We start from the raw sequence: 25,023 nt of genomic DNA, 5'->3' as shown, positions 1-25,023 counted from the left end.
ACTTCAGACCACCGTTCCCGTGTCTCGTACCCGCATCGCCTACGCCCCGGTCCCGAGCGCGCGGCTGAACCGCACGTCGCCCTCGAAGAGATGGCGGATGTCGCTGACCCCGTGCCGGACCATCAGGGTCCGGTCGATGCCCATGCCGAAGGCGAATCCGGAGTAGACCTCCGGGTCGACGCCGCAGGCGCGCAGCACCCGGGGGTTGACCATGCCGCAGCCACCCCACTCGACCCACTGTGGGCCGTCCCGGTGCTCCGGGAACCACACGTCGAACTCGGCCGACGGCTCGGTGAACGGGAAGTAGTGCGGCCGCCACCGGGTCTTCGCCTCCGGGCCGAACATCGCCCGGGCGAAGTGGTCCAGCGTGCCCCGCAGGTGCGCCATCGTGATGCCCTTGTCGACCACCAGGCCCTCGGCCTGGTGGAACACCGGGCTGTGGGTGGCGTCGATCTCGTCGGTGCGGTAGACGCGGCCCGGCACGATCACGTAGATCGGCGGCTTGCGGCTGAGCATCGTGCGGGTCTGCACCGTCGAGGTGTGCGTCCGCAGCACCAGGCCGGAGCCCTCCGGTGCGATGTGGAAGGTGTCCATCAACCCGCGCGCCGGGTGGTCGGCGGGGATGTTCAACGCGTCGAAGTTGACCCACTCCAGGTCGACCTCGGGCCCCTCGGCCACCTCGTAGCCCATCCCGACGAAGAGGTCGCTGATCGACTCCATCAGGGTGCTCAGCGGGTGCCGGGCGCCGCGCGGACGCCTGTCGTAGGGCAGGGTGACGTCCACCCGCTCCTCGACCAGCACCCGCTCGGCCTGCTCGCGCTCCACCACCTCGGCGCGCTCGGCGTACGCGGACTCGATCGCCCGGCGGGCCTCGTTGACCCGCTTGCCGGCGTCGGACTTCGCGGCCGGCGGCAGCGCACCGATCTCCCGACGCGCGAGGGAGACCGGTGACCGGTCACCCAGGTGCACCGAGCGCAGCGCGGTCAGCGCGTCCGGGTCGGCGGCGGCCTCGAACGCCTTCGTGGCGTCCGCGACGGCCTCGGCCAGGGCGGCGGGGTCGAGCAGGGCGACCTGCTTCGGGTCGTACGGATCGTTGCGGTAGCTCATGGCGTACGGGCACTCCCTCACGGCGGCGCCAGCCCTCACCGGGGCGGCTAGGCGAGTCTACGGACGCGCGGCTGTGCCGCAGCCCGCCGGTAGGAGTTGCGCAGGGAGCAGGTCAGGCCCGCCGCCCGCCGACACCGGCGGGCTGGCTAAACGAACGCCGTGTCGCGTTCATGGACGGACGCTCTCCCCTGCTGTCAGTCGCGCCGGAGGCAATCACCCTCAGCGCTGCGCTCTCGCTGAAGCGTACAGGCAGACCGCGGCGGCGGCAGCCAGGTTAAGGCTCTCCGCGCGCCCGTACAGCGGCACCCGCACCGTGGTGTCGGCGGCGGCGGTCAGCTCCTCGGGCAGCCCGTGCGCCTCCGAGCCGAACAGCCAGGCGGTGGGCCCGACGAGCCGACCGTAGTCGGTCAGGTCGTCCAGGTCGTTGTCGCCGTACCCGGTGGTGGCGAAGATCGACAGCCCGGCGGCGCGCAGCGCGTCGATGACCGCGACCGGGTCGGGGGCGCGCACCACGTCGACGTGGAAGAGGCTGCCGGCCGAGGCCCGCACACACTTGCCGTTGTACGGGTCGACGGCGTCTCCGGCGAAGATCACCGCACCCGCACCGGCCGCGTCGGCGGTGCGCAGCACCGTGCCGGCGTTGCCCGGGTCACGGATCTCGGCGAGCACCGCCACCAGCCGGGGCGCACCCGCGAGGGCCTGCTCCAGTGAGACGTCCAGGTGCCGGCAGACGGCGACCAACCCCTGTGGGGCGACGGTCTCGGTCAGCGCCGCGAGGGCGTCGTCGGTCACCTCGGAGACCGGCACGTCGGCGCGGGCCGCCGTGGCGGCCAACTCCGGATACCTGTCGAGGGCGGTGGGCGTACCGAAAAGTTCGGTGACCACCTCCGGCCGCGCGAGGGCCTCGCGGACCGCCTGCGGGCCCTCGGCCAGGAAACGGCCGGTGGCGTCGCGGTCCCGGCGGCGTTGCAGGCGGCGGGCGGCGACAACCCTGGGTGTACGCGGGGTGAAAGCCATGATGTGCGTTCCTCCGGCACGATTGAGGCGCCCCCCGGACGGCGGTGCCGACACGGGAGACGCCTCGTTCTGGTGCGTGGGGATCAGGCGGCCTGAGCCGCCGCGCCGCCGGTGCCCTCGGCCGTGACCGCGGCCCGGGCCAGCTCGACGATCGCCGCGAAAGAGGCGGCGTCGTTGACAGCCATGTCGGCCAGGATCTTGCGGTCGACCTCGATGCCGGCCAGACGCAGGCCCTGGATCATACGGTTGTAGGTCATCCCGTTGGCCCGGGCGCCCGCGTTGATCCGCTGAATCCACAGCTGCCGGAAGTCGCCCTTGCGGTCGCGACGGTCCCGGTAGGCGTACTGCATCGAGTGCAGCACCTGCTCCTTGGCCTTGCGGTACAGGCGGGAGCGCTGACCGCGGTAACCACTCGCGGACTCCAGCAGGGTACGACGCTTCTTCTGGGCGTTTACAGCCCGCTTGACGCGTGCCATCTCAACTCCTAATTACGTAAGGTGGCGCGCGTCAGCGGCCGAGCAGCTTCTTGATGCGCTTGACGTCGGCCTTGGCCAGCACGACCGTGCCGGTCAGCCGGCGGGTCTGGGTGGAGGGCTTCTTCTCCAGGTTGTGGCGGAGGCCGGCCTGCTGGGCAACGATCTTGCCCTTGCCGGTCACCTTGACCCGCTTACCCATACCCGTGTGGCTCTTCATCTTCGGCATGTGGAACGTCTTCTCCCCTGTTACTCGCCGCTGGTGTCGGCGGCGAGGCCGGTGTCACCGGCTGCTGCGGTCTCGCCGACCGCCGCGGTCTCATCGGCTGCCGGAGCGGACTCGTCCGCCCGGTCCCGAGGTCCGCCGCGAGACGCCGTAGCGGCGACTGCGGAGGCCTTGACGGCCCGATGCGGGGCGAGAACCATAATCATGTTTCGGCCGTCCTGCTTCGGAGCGGCCTCGACGTATCCCAGTTCCGTGATCTCGGATTCGAGCCGGCGCAGGAGCCGGTAACCCAGCTCCGGACGACTCTGCTCGCGACCGCGGAACATGATCGTCACCTTGACCTTGTCGCCCGCCTTGAGGAACCGCACCACGTGACCCTTTTTGGTCTCGTAGTCGTGCGGGTCGATCTTCGGCCGAAGCTTCATTTCCTTGATGACGGTCTGCTGCTGATTACGCCGCGCTTCGCGCGCCTTGAGTGCGCTCTCATACTTGAACTTGCCGAAGTCCATGAGCTTGCACACCGGCGGGCGCGCCATCGGCGCAACCTCGACCAGGTCCAGATCGACGTCCGCAGCCAGCTGAAGAGCGCGCTCCAGCGGGACGATGCCCACCTGCTCACCCTCTGGGCCGACCAGTCGGACCTCACGTGCCCGGATCTGCTCGTTCACGCGTGGTTCGACGCTGATGGGGCCTCCTCGAGTCGTTTCTGCTCTGTCGCCGACCCCTGCGGCTCCCAGGAGGGAACCGACCCGAAAAGCAGAAGGCCCCGGCATATGCCAGGGCCCGCTCGACCGGTCAGCAGCACGATCACAAGGATCGCGCATCCGGCGCCGGGACATGCCCGGAACCGGTGACCGGACCCGGACACCGTAGCGGTGACTCGGGTGGGAGCAGGCGCCCCACTTTCAAGGCTGTCTGCTCGCATGCGGAGACAGCCTGGTCGACTCGATAACACTACACCGGCGCCCCGGCCACCCCCAAACCGGGCACGACCTGCGGCCAGTCACGTGGCCGGCCGCGGTTCGGCCGGTCAGCGGCCGACGGCGCGCTCGGCGAGGCGGACCTGGTGGGCCTCGTGCAGCCGGCGCAGCGCGCGGACCCCGTCGACGGCCAGCTCCTTGTCGGCGGCCTGCAACGCGACCATCGGCAGTATGTCGTCGTCGTGCAGCTCCAGGCTGGCCCACGGCGCGCCCCGGTCGAAGCGGACGCCCCGGACAACCTCCCAGGGCAGCTCGTAGGAGCTGATGACGTTACGCACCCGGATGCTCCGTGCGTCCGCCTCCACCCGGGGACGGGTGAACAACAGGAAGCCCAGCGCCCCGAAGATGCCCAGGCCGATCATGGCGATCTGGTCGCCGCGCTGGAAGCTGCCGTAACCATCGCCGGTCGGGCCACTCAGCGAGGTAGCGACCAGACCGAACACCACCACCAGGGCGGCCGCCGCCGACCAGCAGACCACGCGGATGCGGCGGGGCTTCAGGCGGACCAGTTCGGTTTCACTCACCCCACCAGTCTGCCACCCACACTCGCCCATCAAACGCACCACCCGCCGAGCCACCACCCCGAACCCTTCCCGGTGCGGGCGCGGCCGCCGGGCCTCCACCCGCGTCGGCGCGACAGATCCACTCGGGATTCATGAAACGGGGGCGTCCCTGGCGCGCGAACACCCCCGTTTCAGTGAACCCGAGTTGATCAAGCGCCGGGTTGCGCTCCGGACCAAACGGTCAGAGGCGACAGGCGTGGATGTTGGTGACGAGGATGGCGCGGGCGCCCAGCTCGTACAGCTCGTCCATGATGCGGTGCACGTCGTCGCGGAGCACCATCGCCTGCACCGCCACCCAGCCCTCGCGGTGCAACGGCGACACTGTGGGCGACTCGATGCCCGGGGTGAGCCCGCTGGCCCGGTCCAGCAGACCGGCCGGCACGTCGTAGGCGAGCATCACGTAGCGGCGGGCCACCAGCACACCGTGCAGGCGGCGCAGCAACTGCTCGGCCTGCGGCTGCGCGGGCGCGCCGGCGCGCCGGACCAGCACCGCCGACGAGCGCAGCAGCGGCTCGCCGAAGACCACCAGGCCCGCCTGGCGCAGGGTCGCGCCGGTCTCCACCACGTCCGCGATCACGTCGGCGACGCCGAGGCGTACGGCGTTCTCCACGGCGCCGTCGAGGCGGATCACGTCGGCCTTGACGCCCACCTCGCCGAGGTGCCGCTCGACCAGCCCCGGGTACGCGGTGGCGATCCGGTGACCACCCAACTCCTGCACGGAGGCGATGTCGTCGGGGCGGGCGGCGAAGCGGAAGGTGGCCTGGCCGAAGGCGAGGTCGACGACCTCCTCGGCCGGCGCGGCCGAGTCGATCAGCAGGTCCCGGCCGGTGATCCCGAGGTCGAGGTCACCGGAGCCGACGTAGGTGGCGATGTCCTTCGGGCGCAGGTAGAAGAATTCGACGTCGTTGGCCTCGTCCCGGCAGACGAGGTCCTTGGGGTCGGTGCGCTGGCGGTAGCCCGCCTCGCGCAGCATCTGGGCGGCCGGCTCGGCCAGGGTGCCCTTGTTGGGAATGGCGACACGCAACATGACGGAGTGCTCCTTCGATCCGGTTGGCGATCAACAGGGGTGGGGGCACTCACAGATGTCGGTAGACGTCCTTGAGCTCGAGACCGCTGGCGAGCATCAGCACCTGGACCTGGTAGAGCAGCTGGGAGATCTCCTCGGCGGTGCGCTCCGGCCCCTCATGCTCGGCGGCCATCCACGACTCGGCCGCCTCCTCGACGACCTTCTTGCCGATGAAGTGCACGCCCTTGTCCAGCGCGGCGACGGTGCCCGAGCCCGGGGTGCCGGCGGCGGCCTTGGCCTGCAGCTCGGCGAACAACTCCTCGAACGTCTTCACGGGGAACGATTCTTCCAGCCACCCGGACGACACCCCACGTCCGGGTCCGCCAAAATCCAGCAAGCGGACAATTCCCTACCAACATGGTGGGACAATTGTCGATCGATGCCCATGGAGCTCTACGCTGTCCGCCATGGCCAGCAGCTCACGTCTCCTCGCGCTCACCTTCGCCGGCGCCGTCGTCGTAGCCACCGCCGGATGCGCGCCACAGGTCGAGAAACCCACCCCCACTGTCACCGCAGCACAGTCCTGCGCCAAGGACAGCCTGCCCACGCGTACGCCGGGCAAGCTGACAATCGCCACCGACCAGCCCGCGTACGAGCCGTGGTTCGCCAAGGACAAGCCGGACAGCGGCGAGGGCTTCGAATCCGCCGTCGCGTACGCGGTGGCCGAGAAGCTCGGCTACGCCCGCGCCGACGTCACCTGGACCCGGGTCAAGTTCGACACCGCCATCGCGCCGGGGCCGAAGGACTTCGACTTCGACATCAACCAGTTCTCCATCACCGACGAGCGCAAGCAGGCGGTCGACTTCTCCGCGCCGTACTACCTGGTGCGGCAGACCGTCATCGCGTTGAAGTCCTCGAAGATCGCCGGCCGCAAGTCGCTGGCCGAGTTGCGGGACGCTCGGCTCGGCGCGCAGGTCGGCACCACCAGCTACCAGGCGATCACCGACGTGATCAAGCCGGCCGCCAAGCCGCAGGTCTACAACAGCAACGACGACGCCAAGAAGGCCCTCCAGAACGGGCAGTTGGACGGTCTGGTGGTGGATCTTCCGACTGCCTTCTACATCACCGGCGCGGAGATCACCGACGCGACGATCGTCGGGCAGGTGCCGCAGGTCGGTACGCCCGAGGCGTTCGGGTTGCTGCTGGACAAGAACTCCCCACTGACCTCCTGCGTGAGCGGGGCGGTCGGTCAGCTCACCGCGGCGGGCACGCTGAAGGAGCTGGAGCAGAAGTGGCTCGCCCAGGTGGCGGGGGCGGCCGAGCTGCGGTGACGCTCCTGGATCACGCGCCGTCGGAGGCGCAGCTGCGGCGGTCGGCGTACCGGCGTCGGCAGACCATCTACAGCGTGCTCGTCGCGGCGTCCTCGACGGCGGCGCTCGGCACGCTGCTGGTGATCGCGGTGACCGGCGCGCCGGGCTGGGACCGGGTCCGGCGGTCGTTCCTGGATCCGCAGATCGCCCGCGACGCGCTGCCGACGGTGCTGAGCGGGCTCTGGCTCAACGTACGACTGCTGGTCTGCTGTGCGGTCGGCGCGCTGCTGCTCGGGCTGGTGATCGCCGTGCTGCGGACGCTGCGCGGGCCGGTCTTCTTCCCGGTCCGCGCGCTGGCCGCCGGCTACACCTACACCTTCCGCGGCCTACCGCTGATCATCGTGTTGTACCTGCTCACCCTCGGCGTGCCGGGGCTGCGGTTGCAGGGCATGCCGCCGGTGCTGGTGCTGGGTGGGATCGCGTTGGTCCTCACCTACGGCGGCTACCTCGCCGAGGTGTTCCGGGCCGGCATCGAGTCGGTGCACTCCAGCCAACTCGCCGCGGCCCGCTCGTTGGGCCTGACCTACCGGCAGACGATGCGGCACGTGGTCCTGCCGCAGGCCGTCCGCCGGGTGGCGCCACCCCTGCTCAACGACGTGGTGGCGTTGCAGAAGGACGTCGGGCTGGTGTCGCTGGCCGGGCCGATCGACGCGGTCCGCGCCGCGCAGATCGCCACCGCCCAGACGTTCAACTACACGCCGTACGTCGTGGCGGGGGTGCTCTTCGTGCTGCTCGCGATCCCGCTGATCGCGGTCACCGACTGGGTGACGCTGCGCTCGGCCCGCCGACAGTCGGGAGGCTGAGCCATGGCGTTGTTGCGCTGTCGAGGGCTGCGCAAGGAGTTCGGCGGGCACGCCGTGCTCGACCACCTCGATCTGACCGTCGCCGAGCATCAGGTGGTGGCCCTGATCGGCGCGTCCGGGTCCGGCAAATCGACACTGCTGCGCTGCGTCAACCTGCTGGACGAACTCGACGACGGCACCATCGAGTTGGACGGGGAGGACATCTCCGATCCCCGGGTGGACCCGGACCGGGTCCGGCGGCGGATCGGCATGGTGTTCCAGGCGTACAACCTCTTTCCCCACCTGAGCGTGCTGGACAACATCACCCTCGCGCCGCGCCGCGTACACCGGCGGGGCCGGGCGGAGGCCGAGGCGCAGGCCCGGGAGCTGCTCGACCGGGTGGGCCTCGGCGCCAAGGCGGACGCCTACCCGGACCGGCTCTCCGGCGGGCAGCAGCAGCGGGTGGCGATCGTCCGGGCGCTGGCCAACTCACCTCGACTGATGCTGCTCGACGAGGTCACCTCCGCGCTCGACCCGGAGCTGGTCGGCGAGGTCCTGGCGATGATTCGCGACCTGAAGGCCGACGGCATGACAATGGTGCTGGCCACCCACGAGATGGGCTTCGCCCGGGAGGTCGCCGACGAGGTGTGCTTCCTCGACGCCGGGCGGGTCGTCGAGAGCGGCCCGCCCGAGCAGGTGCTCGGCGAGCCGACCCAGCCTCGTACCCGGCAGTTCCTGCGCCGCATCATCGAGGCCGGTCGGCTCTGAGGGCCCGCCTTCAGAGCCGACCGAAGGCGGCAGAGGCGTCAGCCGCCGAAGCCGACCCGCTGGGCGTTGCCCGCCGCCACCGTCCGCACGGCCAGCGCCGCGTCGAGCGCCGCCACGGTGGCGGACCAGCCCTTGTCCTCCGCCGAGCCGGGCAGACCGGCGCGGTCGCGGGCCTGCTCGATGGTCTCCACTGTCAACACCCCGTGCGCCACCGGCTTGCCCTCGTCCAGCGCCACCCGGGTCAGCCCGTCGGTGACCGAACGGCACACGTAGTCGAAATGGGCGGTGGATCCACGGACCACCACGCCGAGGGCGACCACCACGTCGCAGCGGCGGGCGAGCGCCTGCGCGACCACCGGCAGCTCGACCGAGCCGGCGACCCGGGCGACCACGGCGCGCGCGCCGCACGCCTCGGCGGCGGCCACCGCACGCTCCAGCATGTGGTCGGTCAGCTCGCCGTGCCAGCGGGCGGCAACGACCCCGACGGTCAGCCCCGCGGCGTCGACCGCCTCGACTCCCGGCTCACCGAAACCCGCCATCGTCATGCTCCGATCTCGTCGTTGGCGACCGGACGCCCCAGCGGCGCCTCGGACACCTCGTCCAACTCGTCCAGCAGGTGACCCATCCGGTCCCGCTTGGTGCGCAGGTAGCGCATGTTCTCCGGGTGAGCGCCGACCGGCAGTCCCTCGCGGCCGGTGATGGTCAACCCGTACCCCTCCAGCCCGGCCCGCTTGGCCGGGTTGTTGGTCAGCAGCCGCATCGACCGCACGCCCAGGTCGTAGAGGATCTGCGCGCCGGTGCCGTAGTCGCGGGCGTCGGCCGGCAGGCCCAGGTCGAGGTTGGCGTCGACGGTGTCGCGGCCCAGGTCCTGCAACTGGTACGCCTGCAGCTTGTGCAGCAACCCGATGCCGCGCCCCTCGTGCCCACGGACGTAGAGCACCACGCCCCGGCCCTCCTGCCCGACCCGAGCCAGCGCGGCCTCCAGCTGCGGCCCACAGTCGCAGCGCAGCGAGCCGAACACGTCCCCGGTCAGGCACTCGGAGTGCACCCGGACCAGCACGTCCTGGCCGTCACCGAGGTCACCCAGCACCATCGCGACATGTTCGGCCGGGTCGTGCTCGGCGCGGTAGCCGAGCGCCCGGAACACCCCGTGCCGCGTCGGCATCCGGGCGTCGGCGACCAGCTCGACCTGCTTCTCGGTACGCCGCCGGTAGGCGACCAGGTCGGCGATGGTGACCAGCGTGAGGCCGTGCTCGGCGCAGAACTTCTCCAGGTCCGGCAGGCGCATCATGGTGCCGTCGTCGTTGACCAGCTCGCAGAGCACGCCGGCGGGGCGCAGCCCGGCCAGCCGGGTCAGGTCGATCCCCGCCTCGGTGTGCCCCGGCCGACGCAGCACGCCGCCCTCGCGAGCGCGCAGCGGCACCACGTGCCCGGGGCGGGCCAGATCCGTCGGGTCGGTCGCGGCGCCGGCGAGCAACCGGCTGGTGTGCGCGCGGTCGGCCGCCGAGATGCCGGTGCTGACCCCCTCGCGGGCGTCCACCGTCACCGTGTACGCGGTGCCGCGCCGGTCCTGGTTGGTGTGGTGCATCGGCGGCAGGTCGAGCCGATCGGCTTCGCTCTCGGTCAGCGCCACGCAGACGTAGCCGGAGGTGTAGCGCACCATGAACGCCATCAGCTCCGGCGTGGCCAACTCGGCCGCGAAGATCAGGTCGCCCTCGTTCTCCCGGTCGGCGTCGTCGACAACGACGACCGGCCGGCCGGCCGCGATGTCCGCGATCGCCTGCTCAATATCCCCAAAGCTGGTCACGCCGCCACTCCACTTCGTTCCATGGCGTCGTGACCCACCACGGCGCTGTACCTTCTGATTCGCTCGCTGCGCTCGCTCATGCGACAGCCTCCGTGTAGATAGGCGTACGGACGGTCGCCGGTCGGGTGGCGCGCGAGGTGCGCCACCAGGCGGCGAAGCCCCAGACGCAAAGGGCGCCGTAGATCAGGTACATGACGGCCGACGGGTAGAACCCCCCGTGCAGCAGCAGCGGCACGCCGACCGCGTCGACAGCGATCCAGAGCAGCCAGAACTCCACCCAGCCGCGGGCCATGCCGTACGTGGCCAGCAGGCTGCCGGTGAGGATCCAGGCGTCGGGCAGCGGGCCCCACGAGCCCAGGGCCTTGAGCAGCGGGTACGCCGCGGCGGTGCCGATGACGGCAACCACCAGCAGCATCAGTCGCTCCCGTCCGGTGGCCCAGCGCGGCACGACAGCTGCCTGCCCGGCGTCGGCGCGACGGTTGCGCCGCCAGCGCCACCAGCCGTAGACGCTGACAGCGAAGAAGAACACCTGCCGGCCGGCCTGCCCGTACAGGTCGTGCTCCTGCGGAGTGGCGAACACCCCGCCGAGGAAGACGGTGAGGAGCAGCGCGTTGCCGATCATGCCGACCGGCCACGCCCAGACCAGTCGGCGCAGCCCGAGCAGCGCCGAGACCAGCCCGAACGCGTTGCCGACGATCTCCCGGGCCAGCACCGGCGAGCCGGCGACCTGCACCTGGGCGTCCAGCAGCCAGCTGAGCGGGCCCATCAGGCCACCCCGCCCGGGTGCGCGGCCGCCCCGCTGGCGTCGGCGTCGGTGAGCCGGTCGCCGAGCAGCCGCTCGACGTACTTGGCCAGCACGTCGACCTCCAGGTTGACCGGGTCGCCGACGCCCTTCGCGCCGAGCGTGGTCAGCTTGAGCGTGGTCGGGATCAGCCCGACGGCGAACTCGTCCGCGCCGACGGAGGCCACTGTCAACGAGACACCGTCGATGGTGATCGAGCCCTTCTCCACCACGTACCGCGCCAGGGCGGCGGGCAGCCGGAACCGGACGGTTTCCCACTGCTCGGCCGGCTCCCGGGAGACCAGTTCACCGACGCCGTCGACGTGGCCCTGCACCAGGTGCCCGCCGAGGCGGCTACCGAGCGCGGCGGCCCGCTCCAGGTTGACCGGGTCGCCGGGGCGCAGCGCGCCCAGCGCGGAGCGGCGCAGCGTCTCCCCCATCACGTCGGCGGTGAAGACCCCGTCGGCCACCTCCACGACGGTCAGGCAGACACCGTTGACGGCGATCGAGTCGCCGTGCCGGGCGTCGGACGTGACCAGTGGGCCACGTACGCCCAGCAGCGCCGAATCGCCTGCCGTCGGTGCTACCCGGACGATCTCGCCCAATTCCTCGATAATGCCAGTGAACATGTCAGCCCTCCCGTTTGCGGGGCAAAGCGGTGATCCGGAGATCCGGACCGATCTGCGTAACGTCGACGAACTCCAGATCGATGGCCTCGGCGATGGTGGTCACTCCCGCGTCGACCAGAGCGGTCGGGCCGGCGCCGAGCAACCGCGGCGCGACGTACCCGACGATCTTGTCGACCAGGCCGGCCTTCAGGAACGCGCCGGCCAGCCGGGGGCCGCCCTCCAGCAGCACCGCGCGGACCTCGCGCTGGTGCAGCGCCGCGAGCAGCGCCGACAGGTCGACCCGGCCGTCCGGGTCGGCGCCGACCTCGTCGGCGGTCGCGATCCACGTGCGTGCAGCGCCGTCGCGGACCTTGGCGTCAGCCGGGGTACGCCCCGAGCTGTCCACCACCACCCGCAGCGGCTGCCGGATGGCCAGGCTGCCGTCGCGCAGGTTGCGGGCGGTCAACCGGGGGTCGTCGGCGAGGACGGTGCCCACCCCGGCGAGGACCGCGTCGACAGTGCCGCGCAGCGCGTGCACGTCGATCCGGGCCGCCTCCGAGGTGATCCACATGCTGGTGCCGTCCGTCGCGGCGGAGCGCCCGTCGAGCGTGGCGGCGTACTTCCAGATCACGTACGGCCAGCCCCGGCGCATCGACGTCAGCCACGCGACGTTGCCGGCCTCGGCCTCCTCGCCGCGTACCCCCAGATCGACCCGGACCCCGGCGGCGCGCAAGGTGGCGGCGCCACCGGAAGCGACCGGGTTGGGGTCGGGTACGGCAATGACGACCCGGCCGACCCCGGCCTGGACGAGCGCGGAACTACAGGGGCCGGTGCGGCCGGTGTGATCGCAGGGTTCCAGAGTGACGACGGCGGTGCCGCCCTTGGCCCGCCGCCCGGCCTGCGCCAGGGCGACGATCTCGGCGTGCGGCCCCCCGGCGTACGCGTGGAAACCCTCGCCCACGACCTCGCCGTCCTCGTCGAGGAGCACGCACCCGACCACCGGGTTGGGGCTGGTGGTGCCGAGCCCGCGCGCTGCCAACTCGATCGCACGCCGCATCGCCTCATCAACGGAGACGCTGGCCATCGCGCTGCCCCTGCCCTCTCACTCGCCGATCCGCGCGCGGGCGGTCAGGGAGGCGGTGGCCATGGGGCCACGGGCAGGCGGTGGCGGATTCCGGGAACGGCACAGCCGCCCCCGGGGGGTCGGCACGGCACGCTGAAGCCAGCGGCCGGCTCGGACCCGTCCGTCCCGCGCGCTGTCTCCCATCCGGACTGTCTGGGCGCGGACGAACCGCCCCCAACCGTCGGCCCCGGATTTTCACCAGGTCCACCGGACAGCAGAGCCGTCCGGGTCGCGGGCTGACCACGGTTGGACCGTGGATCACCGCCGGTTCGGAATTTCACCGAGTCCCGCCAGCGCGTGGTGGGTACACGGGAAGTCTTACACGCCGATCCGGCTCTGCCGCCACCTAGGCGAGCTACTTCACAGCGGTATCACGCTCAGGTGACGCCGCGACGCCGGTCCACCGCCACGTACGAGCCCGGTTGACTCTTGGCCACCGTCTTCATCTCCGAGGCCACCGCTATCGCTTCGAGCGGGTCGGTGAAGCGCTTGCCGGCGTCGGAGAGGGACACCCCGATGGAGAGCGTGACCAGGGCCGCACGCCGGACGTTGCCGCGTCGATCCTTCAACTCGACGAAGCCGCGCTCCCGGTCGGTCGGGTCGTAGAGCGTGTCGGCGGCGTTCTCGAAGTCGACGACCGCCCGGGACGTCAGTGGGCGCACCTGGTCCGGGGCGCAGACGATGACGAAGTCGTCGCCGCCGACGTGACCGAGGAAGGCCGGTGGCAGCCCGACGCCCACCACCGCCCGGTGCAGGCTGCGGGCCAGCGCGGAGATGAAGTCGTCGCCGCGCACGAAGCCGTACCGGTCGTTGACGCTCTTGAACCGGTCGATGTCGACGTAGCCGACGGCGTAGTCCACGCCGTTTCGGACACGGTCGCTGATCTCCCGACGGATCCGGCTGTTGCCGGGCAGCCCGGTCAGCGGGGAGACCTCTCGGAACTCCTTGTTGCGGCGCAGCGTGGACGAGACCCGGGCCACCAGCTCGGCGGTGTCGAACGGCTTGACCAGGTAGTCGTCCGCGCCGGCACTGAGCCCGTGCACCTTGTCGACGGTCATCCCCTTGGCCGTCAGCATGATCACCGGAAGGGCGGAGGTCATCGGGTCGGCGCGCAACCGGCGGGTCAGCTCCAGCCCGTCGATCCGGGGCATCATGAGGTCGACCACGGCCAGGTCCGGCCGCTGGCGCTCGATGATCTCCAGGGCCTCCTGGCCGTCGCTGGCGTGGATCACCTCGAAGCCGTGCAGCCGCAGGTTGAACTCGACGAACCGAGCGATGTCCTCGTCGTCGTCCACGACAAGAATGATGTCCTTGCGGTCGGCCTCGGGCTCCACCTCAGGCCCCGGGCGCCGCGCGCTCCGCCAGTGCCCGCAGGTGCCGTACCGCCTCCGCCGGGTCGGCGGCCCCGTACACGGCGGTGCCGGCCACGAACGCGTCGGCACCCGCCGCGGCTGCCTGCTCGATGGTGTCGGCGGCGATCCCGCCGTCCACCTCGATGCGCAGCTCCAGGTGCCCGGCCGACACGTGCTGCCGGGCCGTCCGCACCTTCTCCAGCAGCTGCGGAATGAACCGCTGCCCACCGAAGCCCGCCTTGATCGTCATGATCAGCAGGGTGTCGAAGCTGGGCAGCAGGTCCAGGTAGGGCTCGATCGGGGTGTCCCGGTCGATGGCCAGGCCCGCCTTCGCACCTGCCGAACGCAGGTCCTTGGCAAGCGCCACCGGGTCGTCGGACGCCTCCGCGTGGAAGGTGACGTTGTACGCCCCGGCGTCGGCGTACCCGGGGGCCCACCGGCGCGGGTCCTCGATCATCAGGTGCACGTCGAAGGGCATCGCCGTGACAGCCCGCAGGCTCTGCACCACGGGCAGCCCAATGGTCAGGTTCGGCACGAAGTGGTTGTCCATCACGTCGACGTGCAACCAGTCCGCGGCGTCCTCGACGGCACGGACCTCTTCGGCGAGGCGGGCGAAATCGGCGGCCAGGATGCTCGGCGCGACGATCGGCGGCGGTACGGTCACGGGGCCAGTGTACGAACGTGGCCACCCGCCACCCGCATCGCGGCACCTTTGGGGACGCGCTGTGACCCAGCAGTGACCATTGGTGCAGAATTGGACGCTCCGGACCTCCGAATCCGGACGAACAGACATCAGCCACTGGCCGATCGACGGAAACGCGACGACACTCCAACCGGGACGGTGCCATAGGCTGCACGCCCGCCGGGGTCTCGCCGCGGGGCGCGGCGACCGGCCGCCAGCTCCCGGGAGGGCGGACGATGCGACGGTGGCTTCCAGCGCTGGTGCTGGCCAGCGTCACGACGATGCTGCTGGCCGGCTGCGCGCCGGCGCGGGGCGCGGACGGTGACCTCACCGACGACTGGCCGACGCTGCGGATTCCGAAGCCGTTCACCCCCGCCACCGATACCTGCCTGCCGCGGATCGCCACTGTCGTGCAGGCCAGCACGTACGAGACGGTGGACTGCGCGCGTAACCACCTGGCCGAGACCATCCACGTCGGCACCTTCGTCGGGCCGGACGCGCTGACCGAAGCCCGACCGGAACCCGGATCGTCGGCGCTGCGTACGGCGCGCGCCGAGTGCGACCAGCGGGCCCGGGAGGTGCTCGGCGGCGACTGGCACACGGCCCGACTCGCGCTGTCCCTCGCGTTGCCGTCCGCGCCCGCGTGGGCCGGCGGCGCCCGCTGGTTCCGTTGCGACCTCAGCGAGACCGGCAGCATCGACAACACCCGTGCGGTGAACCGCACCGGCAGCCTGCGCGGCGCGTTGATCGGCGACACGCCCCTGACGCACCGCTGCTTCGACCCCAAGCTGATCGGCGACAACCTCAACTACATGGCGCCGGTGCTCTGCACCGAGCCGCACCGCGCCGAGTTCGTGGGCGTCTACGAGGAGCGGGACATGAGCTGGGCGGAGTTCGCCAAGTCCGCCGAGCAGGCCCACCGGCGCTGCATGGCGCTGATCGCCGAGTACGCGGCGGTGCCCAACAACAGCGAGCTGCCGTACCGGGCCGGGTCCATCTACTACCCACCGTCGCAGCGGGAGTGGGAGGAGGGCGACCGTGGGGTGCGCTGTTTCCTGTGGAGCGACGACCGCAAACTCACCCGCTCGATGCGCGGCGCGGGCCCCGAGGGACTGCCCGCGATCTGAGCATCGTTGCCGTATGCTGCTGCGCCGTGGCGCTATCGACCGGCTGGGTCCGGTCGGGGGCCAGCAGCGGCGGGAGGTCGGGATGCGACGGTGGTTGGCGGCGTTCGCCGGGGGTGGGGCGTTGGCCCTGGCGCTGGCCGGGTGCGGCGCACCCGCCGGAGTCGACAGTGACCTCATCGACGACTGGCCGGCGCCCGTCGCGGCGCAGCAGTTCGTCCCCGCTGCCGACGTCTGCCACCAGAGCTCCCAGCAGGTCGGCTTCCTGACCGGCTACAACCCGACGGCGTGCACCGAGGCGCACCGGGTGGAGACCATGCACGTCGGCACCCTCACCGGCCCGGGCGCCGAGGGCGGCACGCCCCCGCAGCCCGGCTCGGCCGGCATGCGGGCCGCGCAGACCGGGTGCGACACGGCGGTCAACAAGGCGGTGGGAGCCGACTGGCGTTCCGGGCGGCTCGGCCTGACCGTCGTGCTGCCGTCGCCGCAGGCCTGGTCGGGCGGGGCCCGCTGGTACCGCTGCGACGTCACCGAGATCGCCAGCATCGACGACACCGCTGTCGACCTGCGCACCGGCAGCCTCCGGGGCGCGCTGTCCGGAGCGGCCCCGCTGGCGTACCGCTGCTTCAACCCGAAGATGGTCAAGGACGACATCGACGAGATGGCACCGGTCTCCTGCACCGCCAAGCACCACGCCGAGTTCGTCGGCGTCTGGCAGGCGCCGGACACCAGCTACGCCGAGTTCACCCGCAGCACCAAGCGGACCCACCGGGCCTGCCAGACGATGATCGCCAAGTACGCCAAGGTTCCGGACAACTCCCAGCTCGACTTCCGCGCCGGCACGATCTACTACCAGCCGTACGAGGAGGAGTGGCGCAACGGGAACCGGGGCGTGCAGTGCTTCCTCTGGATCTCCGACCGGAACCTGACCCGCTCGATGAAGAACGCCGGCACCAAGGGTCTTCCGGTCACCTAGAGCGTCACCGCGTCCGGCCAGCCGGGTCACCGACCGGCCGGACGCGTGGAACGGGTCAGCCTCGGCGCAGGACGGCGAGGAACATCGCGTCGGTGCCGTGGCGGTGTGGCCAGAGCTGCACGGTCGGCCCGTCGCCGAGACCGGGCATGCCGGCCGGCAGCAGCGGGCGGGCGTCCACGAAGTCGACAGCGACCCCGCTACGGCGGGCCGCCTCGGTCACCGTCACGTGCGTCTCGACGGTGTGCGGCGAACAGGTGACATAGGCGACCAGGCCACCCGGGCGGACCGCCCGCAGCGCCGCGCCGAGTAGCTCCCGTTGCAGCCGGGTCAGCGGCGGCAGGTCGGACGGTTGGCGACGCCAACGCGACTCCGGCCGACGACGCAGCGAGCCCAGACCGGTACACGGCGCGTCGACCAGCACCCGGTCGAAGTGCTGCTCCGGCAGCTTCGGGTCGCCGCCGACCTCGCGGCCGTCCATGGTCAGCACGGCCACCGGCAGGTCCCGGGTCGCCAGGGAGACCAGCCGGGCGCGATGCTCGGCGACCTCCACCGCTGTCACCCGGGCACCCCGCTGCGCGGCCAGCGCGCCGAGCAACCCGGCCTTGCCGCCCGGGCCGGCGCACAGGTCCAGCCAACGCCCGTCCGGGCCGTCCAGCGGCGCGTCGGCGAGCGCGGTGGCCACCAACTGGGAGCCCTCGTCCTGGACGTGGGCCCGGCCGTCGACCACTGCCGGGATGTCGCCCGGTGACCCGCCGGACAGGTAGACGGCGTACGGCGAGAAGGCACCGGGCGCGCCGCCGACCTGGTCGGCCAGCTCGACCGGGTCGATCAAGCCGGGCCGGGCACACAGGTGCACCGGCGGGCGCTCATTGTCCTCGATCAGGAGGCGCTCCGTCTCACCCAGATCGCCGCCGAGCGCCTCGGAGAAGGCCCGCACGATCCACTGCGGGTGGCTGTACGCCAGGGCGAGGTGCCCGACCGGGTCGGTCTCCATCGGTGGGGCGAGCTTCGCCACCCAGGCGTCCGCGTCACGGCTGGACACCTCGCGCAGCACCGCGTTGGCGAAACCGGTAGCGCCCGGTGCGACCGAACGAACCAGGTCCACAGTCGACGAGACCGCGGCGTGCGCCGGCACGCGGGTGTGCAGCAGTTGGTACGCCCCGAGCCGCAGCGCGTCGCGTACCGGCGGGTCGATCCGGGCCACGTCCCGGCCGGCCGCGTCGGTCAGGATCGCGTCCAACGTGCCCAGGTGGCGCAGGGTGCCGTAGGTCAGCTCGGTGGCGAAGGCCGCGTCACGGCCGAACAGCCCCTCCTCCCGCAGGATGATGGGCAGCACCAGGTTGGCGAACGCGTCGTCCCGGTGCACCGCCGCCACCGCCTCGTACGCGGCGCGGCGCGGTCGGTCCAGCGGCGGTCGGACCGGGCGGCGATCCCCGCCACGGCCGGTCGACGGGCCGGAGCGCGTCGGTCGGGTTCCCTCCGGTGCCGTCACGCGAAGTCCTCTCCAGTGCCGACCCGGACGCCGCGCGCCCAGTCGGTCGCGCCCATCGCCCGCTTGCCCGCGGCGCGGACCTCGCCAAGACGTACCGGCACTGTCGCCGTGCCGGCCAGTACCCGGGACTTCTCCACCAGCAACTCCCCCGGCTTGAGCTCGGGGCCGTCGGGCACCGGGACGACCGGGCCGAGCTTCACCCGCTCGTCGCGGAACGTGGTCCAGCCGCCCGGCGCGGGCGTGCAGGCCCGGATCCGCCGGTCCACGGCGAAGGCCGGGTCGGTCCAGCGCACCCGCGCGTCGTCCACTGTCAGCTTCGGCGCCAGCGACACCCCGTCGGCCGGCTGCGGCTCGGCGCGGGCGGTGCCGTCGGCGATCGCGTCGAGCACCGCCACCAGCAGCCCGGCGCCGGAATCGGCGAGCCGCCCCAGCAGGTCGCCGGAGGTGTCGGTGGCGCGGATCTCGTCGGTCAGCGTGCCGTAGACCGGGCCGGTGTCCAGGCCTTCCTCCAGCTGGAAGACGCTGGCCCCGGTCAGCTCGTCACCGTGCAGCACGGCGTGCTGCACGGGTGCGGCGCCACGCCACGCGGGCAGCAGGGAGAAGTGCAGGTTGATCCAGCCGTGCTGGGGGATCTCCAGAGCCGCCGGCGGCACCAGCGCGCCGTAGGCGACGACCGGCACGCAGGCCGGCTCCAGCTCGCGCAGCCGGTCGAGGAACTCCGGGTCACGGGGGCGGGCCGGCGTGAGCACCTCGACGCCGTGCTCGTCGGCCCACGCGCCGACCGGGGAGCGGGACAGACCCCGTCCGCGACCGGCGGGCGCGTCGGGCCGAGTGACCACGGCCACCAGCTCGTGTCGGGAGGCGGCGACGGCGGCCAGGGCGGGGACGGCGACAGCCGGCGTACCGGCGAAGATCACGCGCATCCGGGTCAGCGCCCCAGACCGAAGGGGTCGCTGATGTGCGGGCTGAGCTTGACAGTGGGCGGGGCCGCGCCGTCGTACCACTCGGCCTGGCGGATCGCCTTCATGGCTTCCTTGCGCCCCTCCGGGTCCAGTCGGTCCAGGAAGAGCACACCGTCGAGGTGGTCGGTCTCGTGCTGCACGCAGCGCGCCATCAGGCCGCTGCCGACGATCTGCATCGGGTCACCGAACGAGCTGAAGCCCTTTGCGACGACGTTCTGCCGACGCTTGGTGTCGAAGTAGAGCCCGGGGATGGACAGGCAGCCCTCCGGGCCGTCCTGCTCCTCCTCGTCGGGGAACTCCAACACCGGGTTGATCAGGTGCCCGAGGACGTCGTCGACGTCGAAGGTGAACACCCGCAGGCTCACACCGAGCTGCGGCGCGGCCAGGCCGGCGCCGTTCTGCTCACGCATCGTGTCGGTGAGGTCGGCGACGAGCCGACGTAGCTCGGCGTCGAAGTTGACCACCGGATCGGCCGGCGTGCGCAGCACCGGATCCCCAAACAGACGGATGGGCTGGACGGTCACGCGGGACGGCTCCTTCTTCGGGTGGACGAGCGGTGCCGTACCAGTCTACGGAGTGCCCGGCCGGGCGCCGGGCGGCGCACCTCGCTCAACCACCGCCGGTGTGCCCAGCGTCACCGGCGAGCTCCCCGACCAACAGCTCCCGCACCCGCTCGGCGTCCGGGTGGCCGAGATCCTCGAGGATGCCCAGGGCCCGTCGCCAGGTACGCGCGGCGCCGGCCACGTCCCCCACCGCCTTCCGGCTCTCGCCGAGCCGGGACAGGGTGTCCGCCTCGTCGTAGCGGTCGCTGACCCGCCGGTAGAGCCCGAGGGCCCGCTGGAAACAGCGGATCGCCGCCCGGTGGTCGGCCAGCCGGGCGTGGATGAAGCCGAGGCTGTCCCAGGTGTTCGCCTCACCGTGCCGGTCGCCTGTCGTCCGCAGCAGCGCCAACGCCTCCCGGCAGTGCCCGAGCGCCGGCTCATACCGGCCGAGCTGGGCGTACGCCCACCCCACAGCGTTGCGGGCGCTGGCCTCCCCGGCGACGTGTCCGGCGGCGCGGTACAGCGCCAGGGCCCGCTCGCTCTGTTCCAGCGACTCGGTGTGCCGGCCGAGCCCGTCGAGCATCGCGCCGAACGCCCGGTGGGTGCGCGCCTGCCCGGTGTGGTCACCCAGCTCCGCGAAGATCACCAGGGCTTGCCGGTAGTTCCTCGCCGCCTCGTTCACCCGGCCCAGCCGGGACAGCACCCGGGCGAGGTCGCGGTGGGCGTTCGCCTGCCCTGGTCGGTCACTGGCCTGCTGTGCCCCGGCCAGGGCGTTCCGCTGGGCCACGGCCAGGTCCGGCCACCGCCCCCGGCGTTGCAGGAAGTCCACCAGTGTCCAGGCCAGCTGCCACGCGTGGCCGTCGAACCCGGCCCGCCTCGCGTGGGCGACCGCCGCCAGCAGCACCGGATACTCGACGCTGAACCAGGCGAGCGCCTGACCGAGGTCGGCGATCTCCTCGGGCAGCACACCCGGTGCGGCGGCAGTGAGGGTGACCGGGTCCCGACCCGGTTGCAGCAGCAGCGCCGCCGCGTGCGCGGTGTGCAGGTAGTGGTCCAGCCCACGCCGGATCGCGGCCCGCCGAGCCTGCTCCGGTTCGAGACGTTCGACCTGCTCGGCCGCGTACGCCCGGAGCAGGTCGTGGGCGCCGAACCGGCCGGGGGTGCGCTCGGTGACGAGGTGCGCGTGGGCCAGCTCGGCCAGCAGGCGGGGCACCTGGGCCCGGGGCAGCCCGGCCAGACTGGCCGCCGCGGCGAACCCGATGTCCGGTCCGGGATGGCAGCCGAAGAGCCGGAACAGGCGGGCCGCCGCCGGGGTCAGACTCCGGTAGGACCAGGAGAAGACGGCCTGCACGTCGGTGCCGGCGTCCCCTCCGTCGAACGAGTCGAGTGGTCGCGGTGCCGCCCGCAGTTCGGCCGCGAGGGTGGCCAGCGGGAACGTTGGCTTCTCCGCACCTCTCGCGGCGAGCACGGCCAGCGCCAGCGGCAGCCGCGCGCACCGCTCGATGATCTCGTCCACCGCCTGCGGCTCGGCCGCCAACCGGTCCGCGCCGAGCCGCCGGGCCAACAATTGCCAGGCCTCGGCGGTGCTGAGCAGGTCGACGCCGATCGGCCGAGCTCCTTCGGCGGCGATCAGGCCGGCGAGCCGGTTGCGGCTGGTCACCAGGACCAGGCAGTTCGGGCTGCCGACCAGCAGGGGCCGGATCTGGTCGGTGTCGCGGGCGTTGTCCAGCAGCACCAGCATCCGGCGGCCGGCGAGCAGGCTGCGGTAGAGGCCCACCTGCGCGGGCAGGTGGGTGGGGATGCGTTCGGGCGGTACCTCGAGGGCCTCCAGGAAGCCTCGGACCGCCTCTGCGGCCGTCACCACCGTTCCGGTGGCGTCGAACCCGCGCAGGTCGACGTAGAGCTGGCCGTCCGGAAATCGATCGGCGACCCGGTGCGCGAAGGTGACGGCGAGGGTCGTCTTGCCGACCCCGGCCGTCCCGGACAACGTCATGACGGTCACCGACGCCACGCCGTCGTCCCCGGGCGCCACGGCGCGAGCGCATTCGGTGTCGAGCTGGGCGAGTTGGGCCGCACGCCCGACGAACCCGGGCAGCGCCGGTGGCAGTTGGCGGGGTATCGGGAACCGGGGGGATGTGGCGCCGGCGCGTTGGCCGCCGGCCCTGGCCCGCGCCACCGCCCGCCCGGTGGTGGCGTGGTCGCGGTTCGGGCGTCGACGTCGCTCCTCGACCCGGTCCCGCGCGGTGGCCAGCACTCCCTGTTCGGCGGGGGCGGCCCCGAGCAGCCGGATGAGGGCGTCGAACCGCTCCGGCGGCGGCAGGATGTTGCCGGCGAAGTACTCCCCGATGATCCCGCGCGACCAGCCGGTCTTCGCGGCCAACTGCCGGTACGTCAGCAGGGTCTCGCCCTGCTGCCGGGCTTCGCGGCGGCGCAGCTGGCGCAGCAACCCGGCCAACTCGGGCAGTGTCTGCGCCTCGGCGGCGGCGCGGGCCAGCTCGGGTGACCCGTGTGACGTCTGATGAGTGCCGGAAGGTACCCACTGCTCAGACATGCGACCCCCACCCCCGCTAATCCGGCCCCCCGGATACGCACGGGCAGGGTAATTCGCGGTCGGCGCCACTCGATAGACGCCTGCCAATGTATGACAGTTCCACTGCGGACCGTCTCTCCGTCCGGCGGTGTCCAGCGGTGTCCAGCCCCGTCCAGGATCCGCCCCGTGGCGTCGATGCCCCTGCCACCGTCCTGGTGCGGGCTCGGCCCGCTCCACGATCCCTGGGGGAAGAGGTACCCGATGATCCGTCCACACCCGACCACCCGACGTCCCGTGGCGATGCTGCGTCGCGTCGCCGTCGCCGCGATCGGTCTCACGCTGCTCGCCGCGGGCGTGACCGCCACCCCGGCCACCGCCGCACCGGGCGGCAAGGCCGCCACCACCGAATCCTTCGTCGACAGCACACCGGTCCCCGGCGGCTTCGCCTCCTGGTCGGAGCTGCTCCGGCTGCAGCAGCGAATGAACACCGCCGCCGCCCACATCACGAACGCGGCGCAGCGCAGCGCGAACTCTGGCTTCGCCGGCATCGTCGCCGACCCCACCACCCGCCATCTCCAGGTCTACTGGAAGGGCGAGCCGCCGGCCAACCTGGTGGCCAACGCCCGGGCCACCGTCGCCACCCAGGTGCTGCCCGCCGCGTACTCACAGCGCGAACTCATCGTCGCGGCCGACCGGCTGCGGGCCAAGGTCGGCAGTGAGATCACCACGGTCGGGCCGCGGGCCGACGGCGCCGGCCTGCTCGTCGGCACCCAGGACGGGTTGCTCGGCGCGACGGCTCTCGCCGGCGTACCGGTGACAGTGCAGACCGGGGTCGCCGCCGCGCCCGCCACCCGATGGGACGACACGGCGCCGTGGTGGGGCGGTGCCGCCTGGCGCAACGCCACCACCGGCGGCGGCTGCTCGACCGGCTTCGGGGTCTTCCAGGGCGGGGCCGCGCGGATCCTCTCCGCCGCGCACTGCGGCAACATCAACAACGTCGCGACCGACCCGACCGGGCAGGCGATGGGCATCGTCGGCACCCGCAACGCCGGCACGGACACCCTGCTGCTCTCCGGCGCCTCGGGCGGCCGGGTCTTCAACAACAGCACCGACGCGAACGGCAACGTGGTCAGTGAGTTCAGCAACCAGGTGATCGGCGCGTCGGCCAGCCAGGTCGGCAACTGGGTGTGCACCTCCGGCGCGTACTCCGGCACCCGCTGCTCGATCCAGGTGAAGGCCCGCAACCTCTGCATCAACGTGCGCGACTTCGGCCAGGTCTGCGGGCAGGTCCAGGCGGAGAACACCACCCGCACCAACGCCGTCGGCCAGGGTGACAGCGGCGGGCCGGTGGAGATCGTGAACGCGGCGAACACGCTCCAGGTCTGGGCGACCGGCACCAACACCGCCATCGACGACACCAACACGTCGACGGCCTGTACCGGCTACCGCCCCACCGGCCGGGTCTGCGCCTGGCGGTTCTACTACGAGGACATCTTCTCCGGCATGGCCGGCGTCGGTGCCTCGGGCGTCGTCCTCGGCTGAGCCGTCTCGGTGGCCGGGCTGGCGCGCGTACCCCGCGCGTCGGCCCGGCCTCGCGCCGGGTTCAGACGCTGGCGCCCGGATCCCCCGCGAGCACCGCGTCGCCACGGAGCAGTGCGGGCTCGGGCAGCGGCAGTTGGATCTTGTGAGCCGCCTCCCAGTCGTAGACCAGGCCGGGGCGCACCTGGGCCGCGAAGTAGTCGATCGCTGTCATCCCACCCACTACCGGCTCGTCGACCTCGGCGACCAGCTGGGCGGGGACCATCGAGAACCCGTTCTGCAGAGCGGCGCTGAGGCGGCGGTGACCGTCGACGACGAAGAAGTACTCACCGGTGAACCCGATCTTCAGTGGTTCGAGGGCCTCGTCGCCGGCCTCGGCCACCCCACCGACGAAGTCGGTGTCCCACAGACCGCGCAGGGTGGCGATGTCCTCGGTCGGGTAGACCCGGGCCGGGTCCAGCAGCAGCAGCGGCGGGGCGTCCCGCAGCACCTCAGCGCCGAGCGTGCCCTCGTACGCGGCCACGATGTGCTCGATCACCTCGGTGGCGGACGCCCGGGTGGTGTCGCAGATCAGGTCATAGTTGCGCAGCCGGGCCTTGTCCACCCCGTAACGGATGATGAACCGGCTGCGCTCGCTCGAGCTGCGCTCCCGGAGCTTGGCCTTGGCCTCCTCCAGGGAGGCGTAGCTCTCCGCGGGCCCGGAGGGGCGGGCGAGCACCCGCCGGGCCGCCTCGCCCGGCTCGGTGATCATGTGCACCTTGAGCGCGTCGGTGAAGAAGTGCCAGGCCAGCCGGGAGTCCATGATGAGGCGCTCACCGGAGGCGGCGATGTCCCGCTGGAGCTGGTCGACGTAGCCGTCGACGGCCTGGTCCAGCTCGGCGTGCAGGTTGAGCTGCAGCGCGGTCATCTGCCGCTGCTGCGCCATCTCCCGGTAGAGGTCCCCCACGCTGACCCGGCGCATGCCGAGCCGCTTGGCGATCTCGACCGACACGGTGCTCTTGCCGCTGCCGAGGTCGCCGTTGAAGACGATCGATTGTCCAACGGTCACGACTGGTCCACCCCTGATCACCGGCTCATTGACATCATCGATCTCGCGCCCGACCGACGCGTTCCCGCCATCGTCGCGTCATCCCGCGACGGCTCCAGCTCGGCGCGGCTGACGCCCCCTCGCGACCTGGAGCTCGTCGTACGCCTTGGCATGACGGGCGATGCT

At 72.0% G+C, this 25,023-nt stretch carries 26 protein-coding genes and 1 riboswitch; of the genes, 6 read left to right on the top strand and 20 right to left on the bottom strand.

All coding sequences use genetic code 11. From position 1 onward, the window contains the following. Positions 1 to 39 precede the first annotated feature (39 nt). From pheS to ACLJOK_RS27770, 8 genes are all read right to left on the bottom strand, one after another. Positions 40 to 1,107 carry a phenylalanine--tRNA ligase subunit alpha gene (gene pheS / locus ACLJOK_RS27805; protein ID WP_030335722.1) on the bottom strand — a complete coding sequence of 356 codons (1,068 nt, stop codon included), beginning with the start codon at positions 1,105 to 1,107 and terminating at the stop codon, positions 40 to 42. Between the two features lie 219 nt (positions 1,108 to 1,326). Next, positions 1,327 to 2,124 carry a TrmH family RNA methyltransferase gene (locus ACLJOK_RS27800; protein ID WP_410821476.1) on the bottom strand — a complete coding sequence of 266 codons (798 nt, stop codon included), beginning with the start codon at positions 2,122 to 2,124 and terminating at the stop codon, positions 1,327 to 1,329. Between the two features lie 83 nt (positions 2,125 to 2,207). Beyond that, complete coding sequence (gene rplT / locus ACLJOK_RS27795; RefSeq protein WP_357765790.1) at positions 2,208 to 2,600, bottom strand: 50S ribosomal protein L20; 393 nt, start codon at positions 2,598 to 2,600, stop codon at positions 2,208 to 2,210. A gap of 31 nt (positions 2,601 to 2,631) precedes the next feature. After that, on the bottom strand, positions 2,632 to 2,826 hold the full coding sequence (rpmI, locus tag ACLJOK_RS27790) for a 50S ribosomal protein L35 (RefSeq protein ID WP_007458415.1): 195 nt from the start codon (positions 2,824 to 2,826) through the stop codon (positions 2,632 to 2,634). Between the two features lie 20 nt (positions 2,827 to 2,846). Further along, the gene (gene infC, locus ACLJOK_RS27785; RefSeq protein WP_354945706.1) at positions 2,847 to 3,491 is read right to left on the bottom strand and encodes a translation initiation factor IF-3; all 645 of its coding nucleotides are present in this window, start codon (positions 3,489 to 3,491) and stop codon (positions 2,847 to 2,849) included. 362 nt (positions 3,492 to 3,853) lie between these two features. Further along, positions 3,854 to 4,327, bottom strand: coding sequence for a PH domain-containing protein (locus ACLJOK_RS27780; protein ID WP_410821475.1), 474 nt, complete (start codon positions 4,325 to 4,327; stop codon positions 3,854 to 3,856). A gap of 220 nt (positions 4,328 to 4,547) precedes the next feature. Further along, positions 4,548 to 5,393 carry an ATP phosphoribosyltransferase gene (gene hisG / locus ACLJOK_RS27775; RefSeq protein ID WP_355500062.1) on the bottom strand — a complete coding sequence of 282 codons (846 nt, stop codon included), beginning with the start codon at positions 5,391 to 5,393 and terminating at the stop codon, positions 4,548 to 4,550. A 49-nt stretch (positions 5,394 to 5,442) separates the two neighbouring features. Continuing rightward, positions 5,443 to 5,706: a phosphoribosyl-ATP diphosphatase gene (locus tag ACLJOK_RS27770; protein WP_030335709.1), complete on the bottom strand. Its 264-nt coding sequence runs from the start codon at positions 5,704 to 5,706 to the stop codon at positions 5,443 to 5,445. Between the two features lie 133 nt (positions 5,707 to 5,839). On the opposite strand from ACLJOK_RS27770, the gene ACLJOK_RS27765 reads away from it, so the two are divergent. The 3 genes from ACLJOK_RS27765 to ACLJOK_RS27755 are packed head-to-tail and all read left to right on the top strand — an operon-like array spanning position 5,840 to position 8,292. Next, the gene (locus ACLJOK_RS27765) at positions 5,840 to 6,703 is read left to right on the top strand and encodes an ABC transporter substrate-binding protein (RefSeq protein WP_410821474.1); all 864 of its coding nucleotides are present in this window, start codon (positions 5,840 to 5,842) and stop codon (positions 6,701 to 6,703) included. Between the two features lie 5 nt (positions 6,704 to 6,708). Beyond that, positions 6,709 to 7,545: an amino acid ABC transporter permease gene (locus ACLJOK_RS27760; RefSeq protein ID WP_410821613.1), complete on the top strand. Its 837-nt coding sequence runs from the start codon at positions 6,709 to 6,711 to the stop codon at positions 7,543 to 7,545. Positions 7,546 to 7,548: 3 nt separating this feature from the next. Beyond that, a complete protein-coding gene (locus ACLJOK_RS27755; protein WP_410821473.1) occupies positions 7,549 to 8,292 on the top strand; it encodes an amino acid ABC transporter ATP-binding protein in 744 nt (247 codons plus the stop codon). Positions 8,293 to 8,330: 38 nt separating this feature from the next. On the opposite strand, the gene ribH is transcribed toward ACLJOK_RS27755, so the two are convergent. The 7 genes from ribH to rpe form a co-directional block, all read right to left on the bottom strand. Then, positions 8,331 to 8,831, bottom strand: a complete 501-nt coding sequence (gene ribH, locus ACLJOK_RS27750; RefSeq protein ID WP_410821612.1) for a 6,7-dimethyl-8-ribityllumazine synthase — start codon at positions 8,829 to 8,831, stop codon at positions 8,331 to 8,333. Positions 8,832 to 8,833: 2 nt separating this feature from the next. Next, positions 8,834 to 10,099: a bifunctional 3,4-dihydroxy-2-butanone-4-phosphate synthase/GTP cyclohydrolase II gene (locus tag ACLJOK_RS27745; RefSeq protein ID WP_410821472.1), complete on the bottom strand. Its 1,266-nt coding sequence runs from the start codon at positions 10,097 to 10,099 to the stop codon at positions 8,834 to 8,836. 76 nt (positions 10,100 to 10,175) lie between these two features. Next, entirely contained in the window at positions 10,176 to 10,865 is a 690-nt protein-coding gene (pnuC, locus tag ACLJOK_RS27740; protein WP_410821471.1) for a nicotinamide riboside transporter PnuC, read from the bottom strand. Then, entirely contained in the window at positions 10,865 to 11,509 is a 645-nt protein-coding gene (locus ACLJOK_RS27735) for a riboflavin synthase (RefSeq protein WP_410821470.1), read from the bottom strand. The genes pnuC and ACLJOK_RS27735 overlap by 1 nt, the downstream gene beginning before the upstream one ends. A 1-nt stretch (position 11,510) precedes the next feature. Beyond that, the gene (ribD, locus tag ACLJOK_RS27730; protein WP_410821469.1) at positions 11,511 to 12,572 is read right to left on the bottom strand and encodes a bifunctional diaminohydroxyphosphoribosylaminopyrimidine deaminase/5-amino-6-(5-phosphoribosylamino)uracil reductase RibD; all 1,062 of its coding nucleotides are present in this window, start codon (positions 12,570 to 12,572) and stop codon (positions 11,511 to 11,513) included. A gap of 167 nt (positions 12,573 to 12,739) precedes the next feature. Continuing rightward, positions 12,740 to 12,910, bottom strand: a riboswitch (FMN riboswitch). Between the two features lie 78 nt (positions 12,911 to 12,988). Continuing rightward, positions 12,989 to 14,053, bottom strand: a complete 1,065-nt coding sequence (locus ACLJOK_RS27725) for a response regulator (RefSeq protein WP_410821468.1) — start codon at positions 14,051 to 14,053, stop codon at positions 12,989 to 12,991. Further along, positions 13,947 to 14,627 (bottom strand): ribulose-phosphate 3-epimerase, encoded by a 681-nt coding sequence (gene rpe, locus ACLJOK_RS27720; protein ID WP_238679548.1) that lies wholly within the window; start codon positions 14,625 to 14,627, stop codon positions 13,947 to 13,949. Before rpe ends, ACLJOK_RS27725 begins: the two co-directional genes overlap by 107 nt. A gap of 254 nt (positions 14,628 to 14,881) precedes the next feature. Here rpe and ACLJOK_RS27715 point away from each other — a divergent pair, with 254 nt between their 5' ends. Together ACLJOK_RS27715 and ACLJOK_RS27710 are read left to right on the top strand one after the other, a co-directional pair. Further along, complete coding sequence (locus ACLJOK_RS27715; protein WP_410821467.1) at positions 14,882 to 15,772, top strand: septum formation family protein; 891 nt, start codon at positions 14,882 to 14,884, stop codon at positions 15,770 to 15,772. 82 nt (positions 15,773 to 15,854) lie between these two features. Next, positions 15,855 to 16,745 (top strand): septum formation family protein, encoded by an 891-nt coding sequence (locus ACLJOK_RS27710; protein WP_410821611.1) that lies wholly within the window; start codon positions 15,855 to 15,857, stop codon positions 16,743 to 16,745. Positions 16,746 to 16,800: 55 nt separating this feature from the next. On the opposite strand, the gene ACLJOK_RS27705 is transcribed toward ACLJOK_RS27710, so the two are convergent. The 4 genes from ACLJOK_RS27705 to ACLJOK_RS27690 form a co-directional block, all read right to left on the bottom strand. After that, a complete protein-coding gene (locus ACLJOK_RS27705) occupies positions 16,801 to 18,279 on the bottom strand; it encodes an RsmB/NOP family class I SAM-dependent RNA methyltransferase (RefSeq protein WP_410821610.1) in 1,479 nt (492 codons plus the stop codon). Next, a complete protein-coding gene (gene fmt / locus ACLJOK_RS27700; protein ID WP_410821466.1) occupies positions 18,234 to 19,160 on the bottom strand; it encodes a methionyl-tRNA formyltransferase in 927 nt (308 codons plus the stop codon). Before fmt ends, ACLJOK_RS27705 begins: the two co-directional genes overlap by 46 nt. Positions 19,161 to 19,165: 5 nt before the next feature. Further along, entirely contained in the window at positions 19,166 to 19,723 is a 558-nt protein-coding gene (def, locus tag ACLJOK_RS27695; protein ID WP_410821465.1) for a peptide deformylase, read from the bottom strand. A gap of 85 nt (positions 19,724 to 19,808) precedes the next feature. Further along, complete coding sequence (locus ACLJOK_RS27690) at positions 19,809 to 22,292, bottom strand: ATP-binding protein (protein ID WP_410821464.1); 2,484 nt, start codon at positions 22,290 to 22,292, stop codon at positions 19,809 to 19,811. A 240-nt stretch (positions 22,293 to 22,532) separates the two neighbouring features. Here ACLJOK_RS27690 and ACLJOK_RS27685 point away from each other — a divergent pair, with 240 nt between their 5' ends. Then, positions 22,533 to 23,813, top strand: coding sequence for a hypothetical protein (locus ACLJOK_RS27685; protein WP_410821463.1), 1,281 nt, complete (start codon positions 22,533 to 22,535; stop codon positions 23,811 to 23,813). 61 nt (positions 23,814 to 23,874) lie between these two features. On the opposite strand, the gene ACLJOK_RS27680 is transcribed toward ACLJOK_RS27685, so the two are convergent. Further along, positions 23,875 to 24,858, bottom strand: a complete 984-nt coding sequence (locus ACLJOK_RS27680; protein ID WP_410821462.1) for an AAA family ATPase — start codon at positions 24,856 to 24,858, stop codon at positions 23,875 to 23,877. Between the last annotated feature and the right edge of the window lie 165 nt (positions 24,859 to 25,023).

Origin of the sequence: Micromonospora sp. 050-3 (assembly GCF_046549335.1) — a bacterium.
Lineage (GTDB): Bacteria > Actinomycetota > Actinomycetes > Mycobacteriales > Micromonosporaceae > Micromonospora > Micromonospora trifolii.
The sequence above is the reverse complement of the archived record's forward strand: the minus strand, read 5'-3'. Positions and strand labels throughout refer to the sequence as shown.

What these genes read in the sequence shown, in the direction of transcription:
- ribD (WP_410821469.1), bottom strand. Translation starts at nt 12,572, where the DNA reads ATGGCCAGCGTCTCCGTTGATGAGGCGATGCGGCGTGCGATCGAGTTG.
- ACLJOK_RS27690 (WP_410821464.1), bottom strand. Translation starts at nt 22,292, where the DNA reads ATGTCTGAGCAGTGGGTACCTTCCGGCACTCATCAGACGTCACACGGG.
- ACLJOK_RS27755 (WP_410821473.1), top strand. Translation starts at nt 7,549, where the DNA reads ATGGCGTTGTTGCGCTGTCGAGGGCTGCGCAAGGAGTTCGGCGGGCAC.
- ACLJOK_RS27715 (WP_410821467.1), top strand. Translation starts at nt 14,882, where the DNA reads ATGCGACGGTGGCTTCCAGCGCTGGTGCTGGCCAGCGTCACGACGATG.
- fmt (WP_410821466.1), bottom strand. Translation starts at nt 19,160, where the DNA reads ATGCGCGTGATCTTCGCCGGTACGCCGGCTGTCGCCGTCCCCGCCCTG.
- ACLJOK_RS27710 (WP_410821611.1), top strand. Translation starts at nt 15,855, where the DNA reads ATGCGACGGTGGTTGGCGGCGTTCGCCGGGGGTGGGGCGTTGGCCCTG.
- rpmI (WP_007458415.1), bottom strand. Translation starts at nt 2,826, where the DNA reads ATGCCGAAGATGAAGAGCCACACGGGTATGGGTAAGCGGGTCAAGGTG.
- ribH (WP_410821612.1), bottom strand. Translation starts at nt 8,831, where the DNA reads ATGGCGGGTTTCGGTGAGCCGGGAGTCGAGGCGGTCGACGCCGCGGGG.
- ACLJOK_RS27735 (WP_410821470.1), bottom strand. Translation starts at nt 11,509, where the DNA reads ATGTTCACTGGCATTATCGAGGAATTGGGCGAGATCGTCCGGGTAGCA.
- rplT (WP_357765790.1), bottom strand. Translation starts at nt 2,600, where the DNA reads ATGGCACGCGTCAAGCGGGCTGTAAACGCCCAGAAGAAGCGTCGTACC.
- hisG (WP_355500062.1), bottom strand. Translation starts at nt 5,393, where the DNA reads ATGTTGCGTGTCGCCATTCCCAACAAGGGCACCCTGGCCGAGCCGGCC.
- pnuC (WP_410821471.1), bottom strand. Translation starts at nt 10,865, where the DNA reads ATGGGCCCGCTCAGCTGGCTGCTGGACGCCCAGGTGCAGGTCGCCGGC.
- ACLJOK_RS27765 (WP_410821474.1), top strand. Translation starts at nt 5,840, where the DNA reads ATGGCCAGCAGCTCACGTCTCCTCGCGCTCACCTTCGCCGGCGCCGTC.
- ACLJOK_RS27685 (WP_410821463.1), top strand. Translation starts at nt 22,533, where the DNA reads ATGATCCGTCCACACCCGACCACCCGACGTCCCGTGGCGATGCTGCGT.
- ACLJOK_RS27800 (WP_410821476.1), bottom strand. Translation starts at nt 2,124, where the DNA reads ATGGCTTTCACCCCGCGTACACCCAGGGTTGTCGCCGCCCGCCGCCTG.
- pheS (WP_030335722.1), bottom strand. Translation starts at nt 1,107, where the DNA reads ATGAGCTACCGCAACGATCCGTACGACCCGAAGCAGGTCGCCCTGCTC.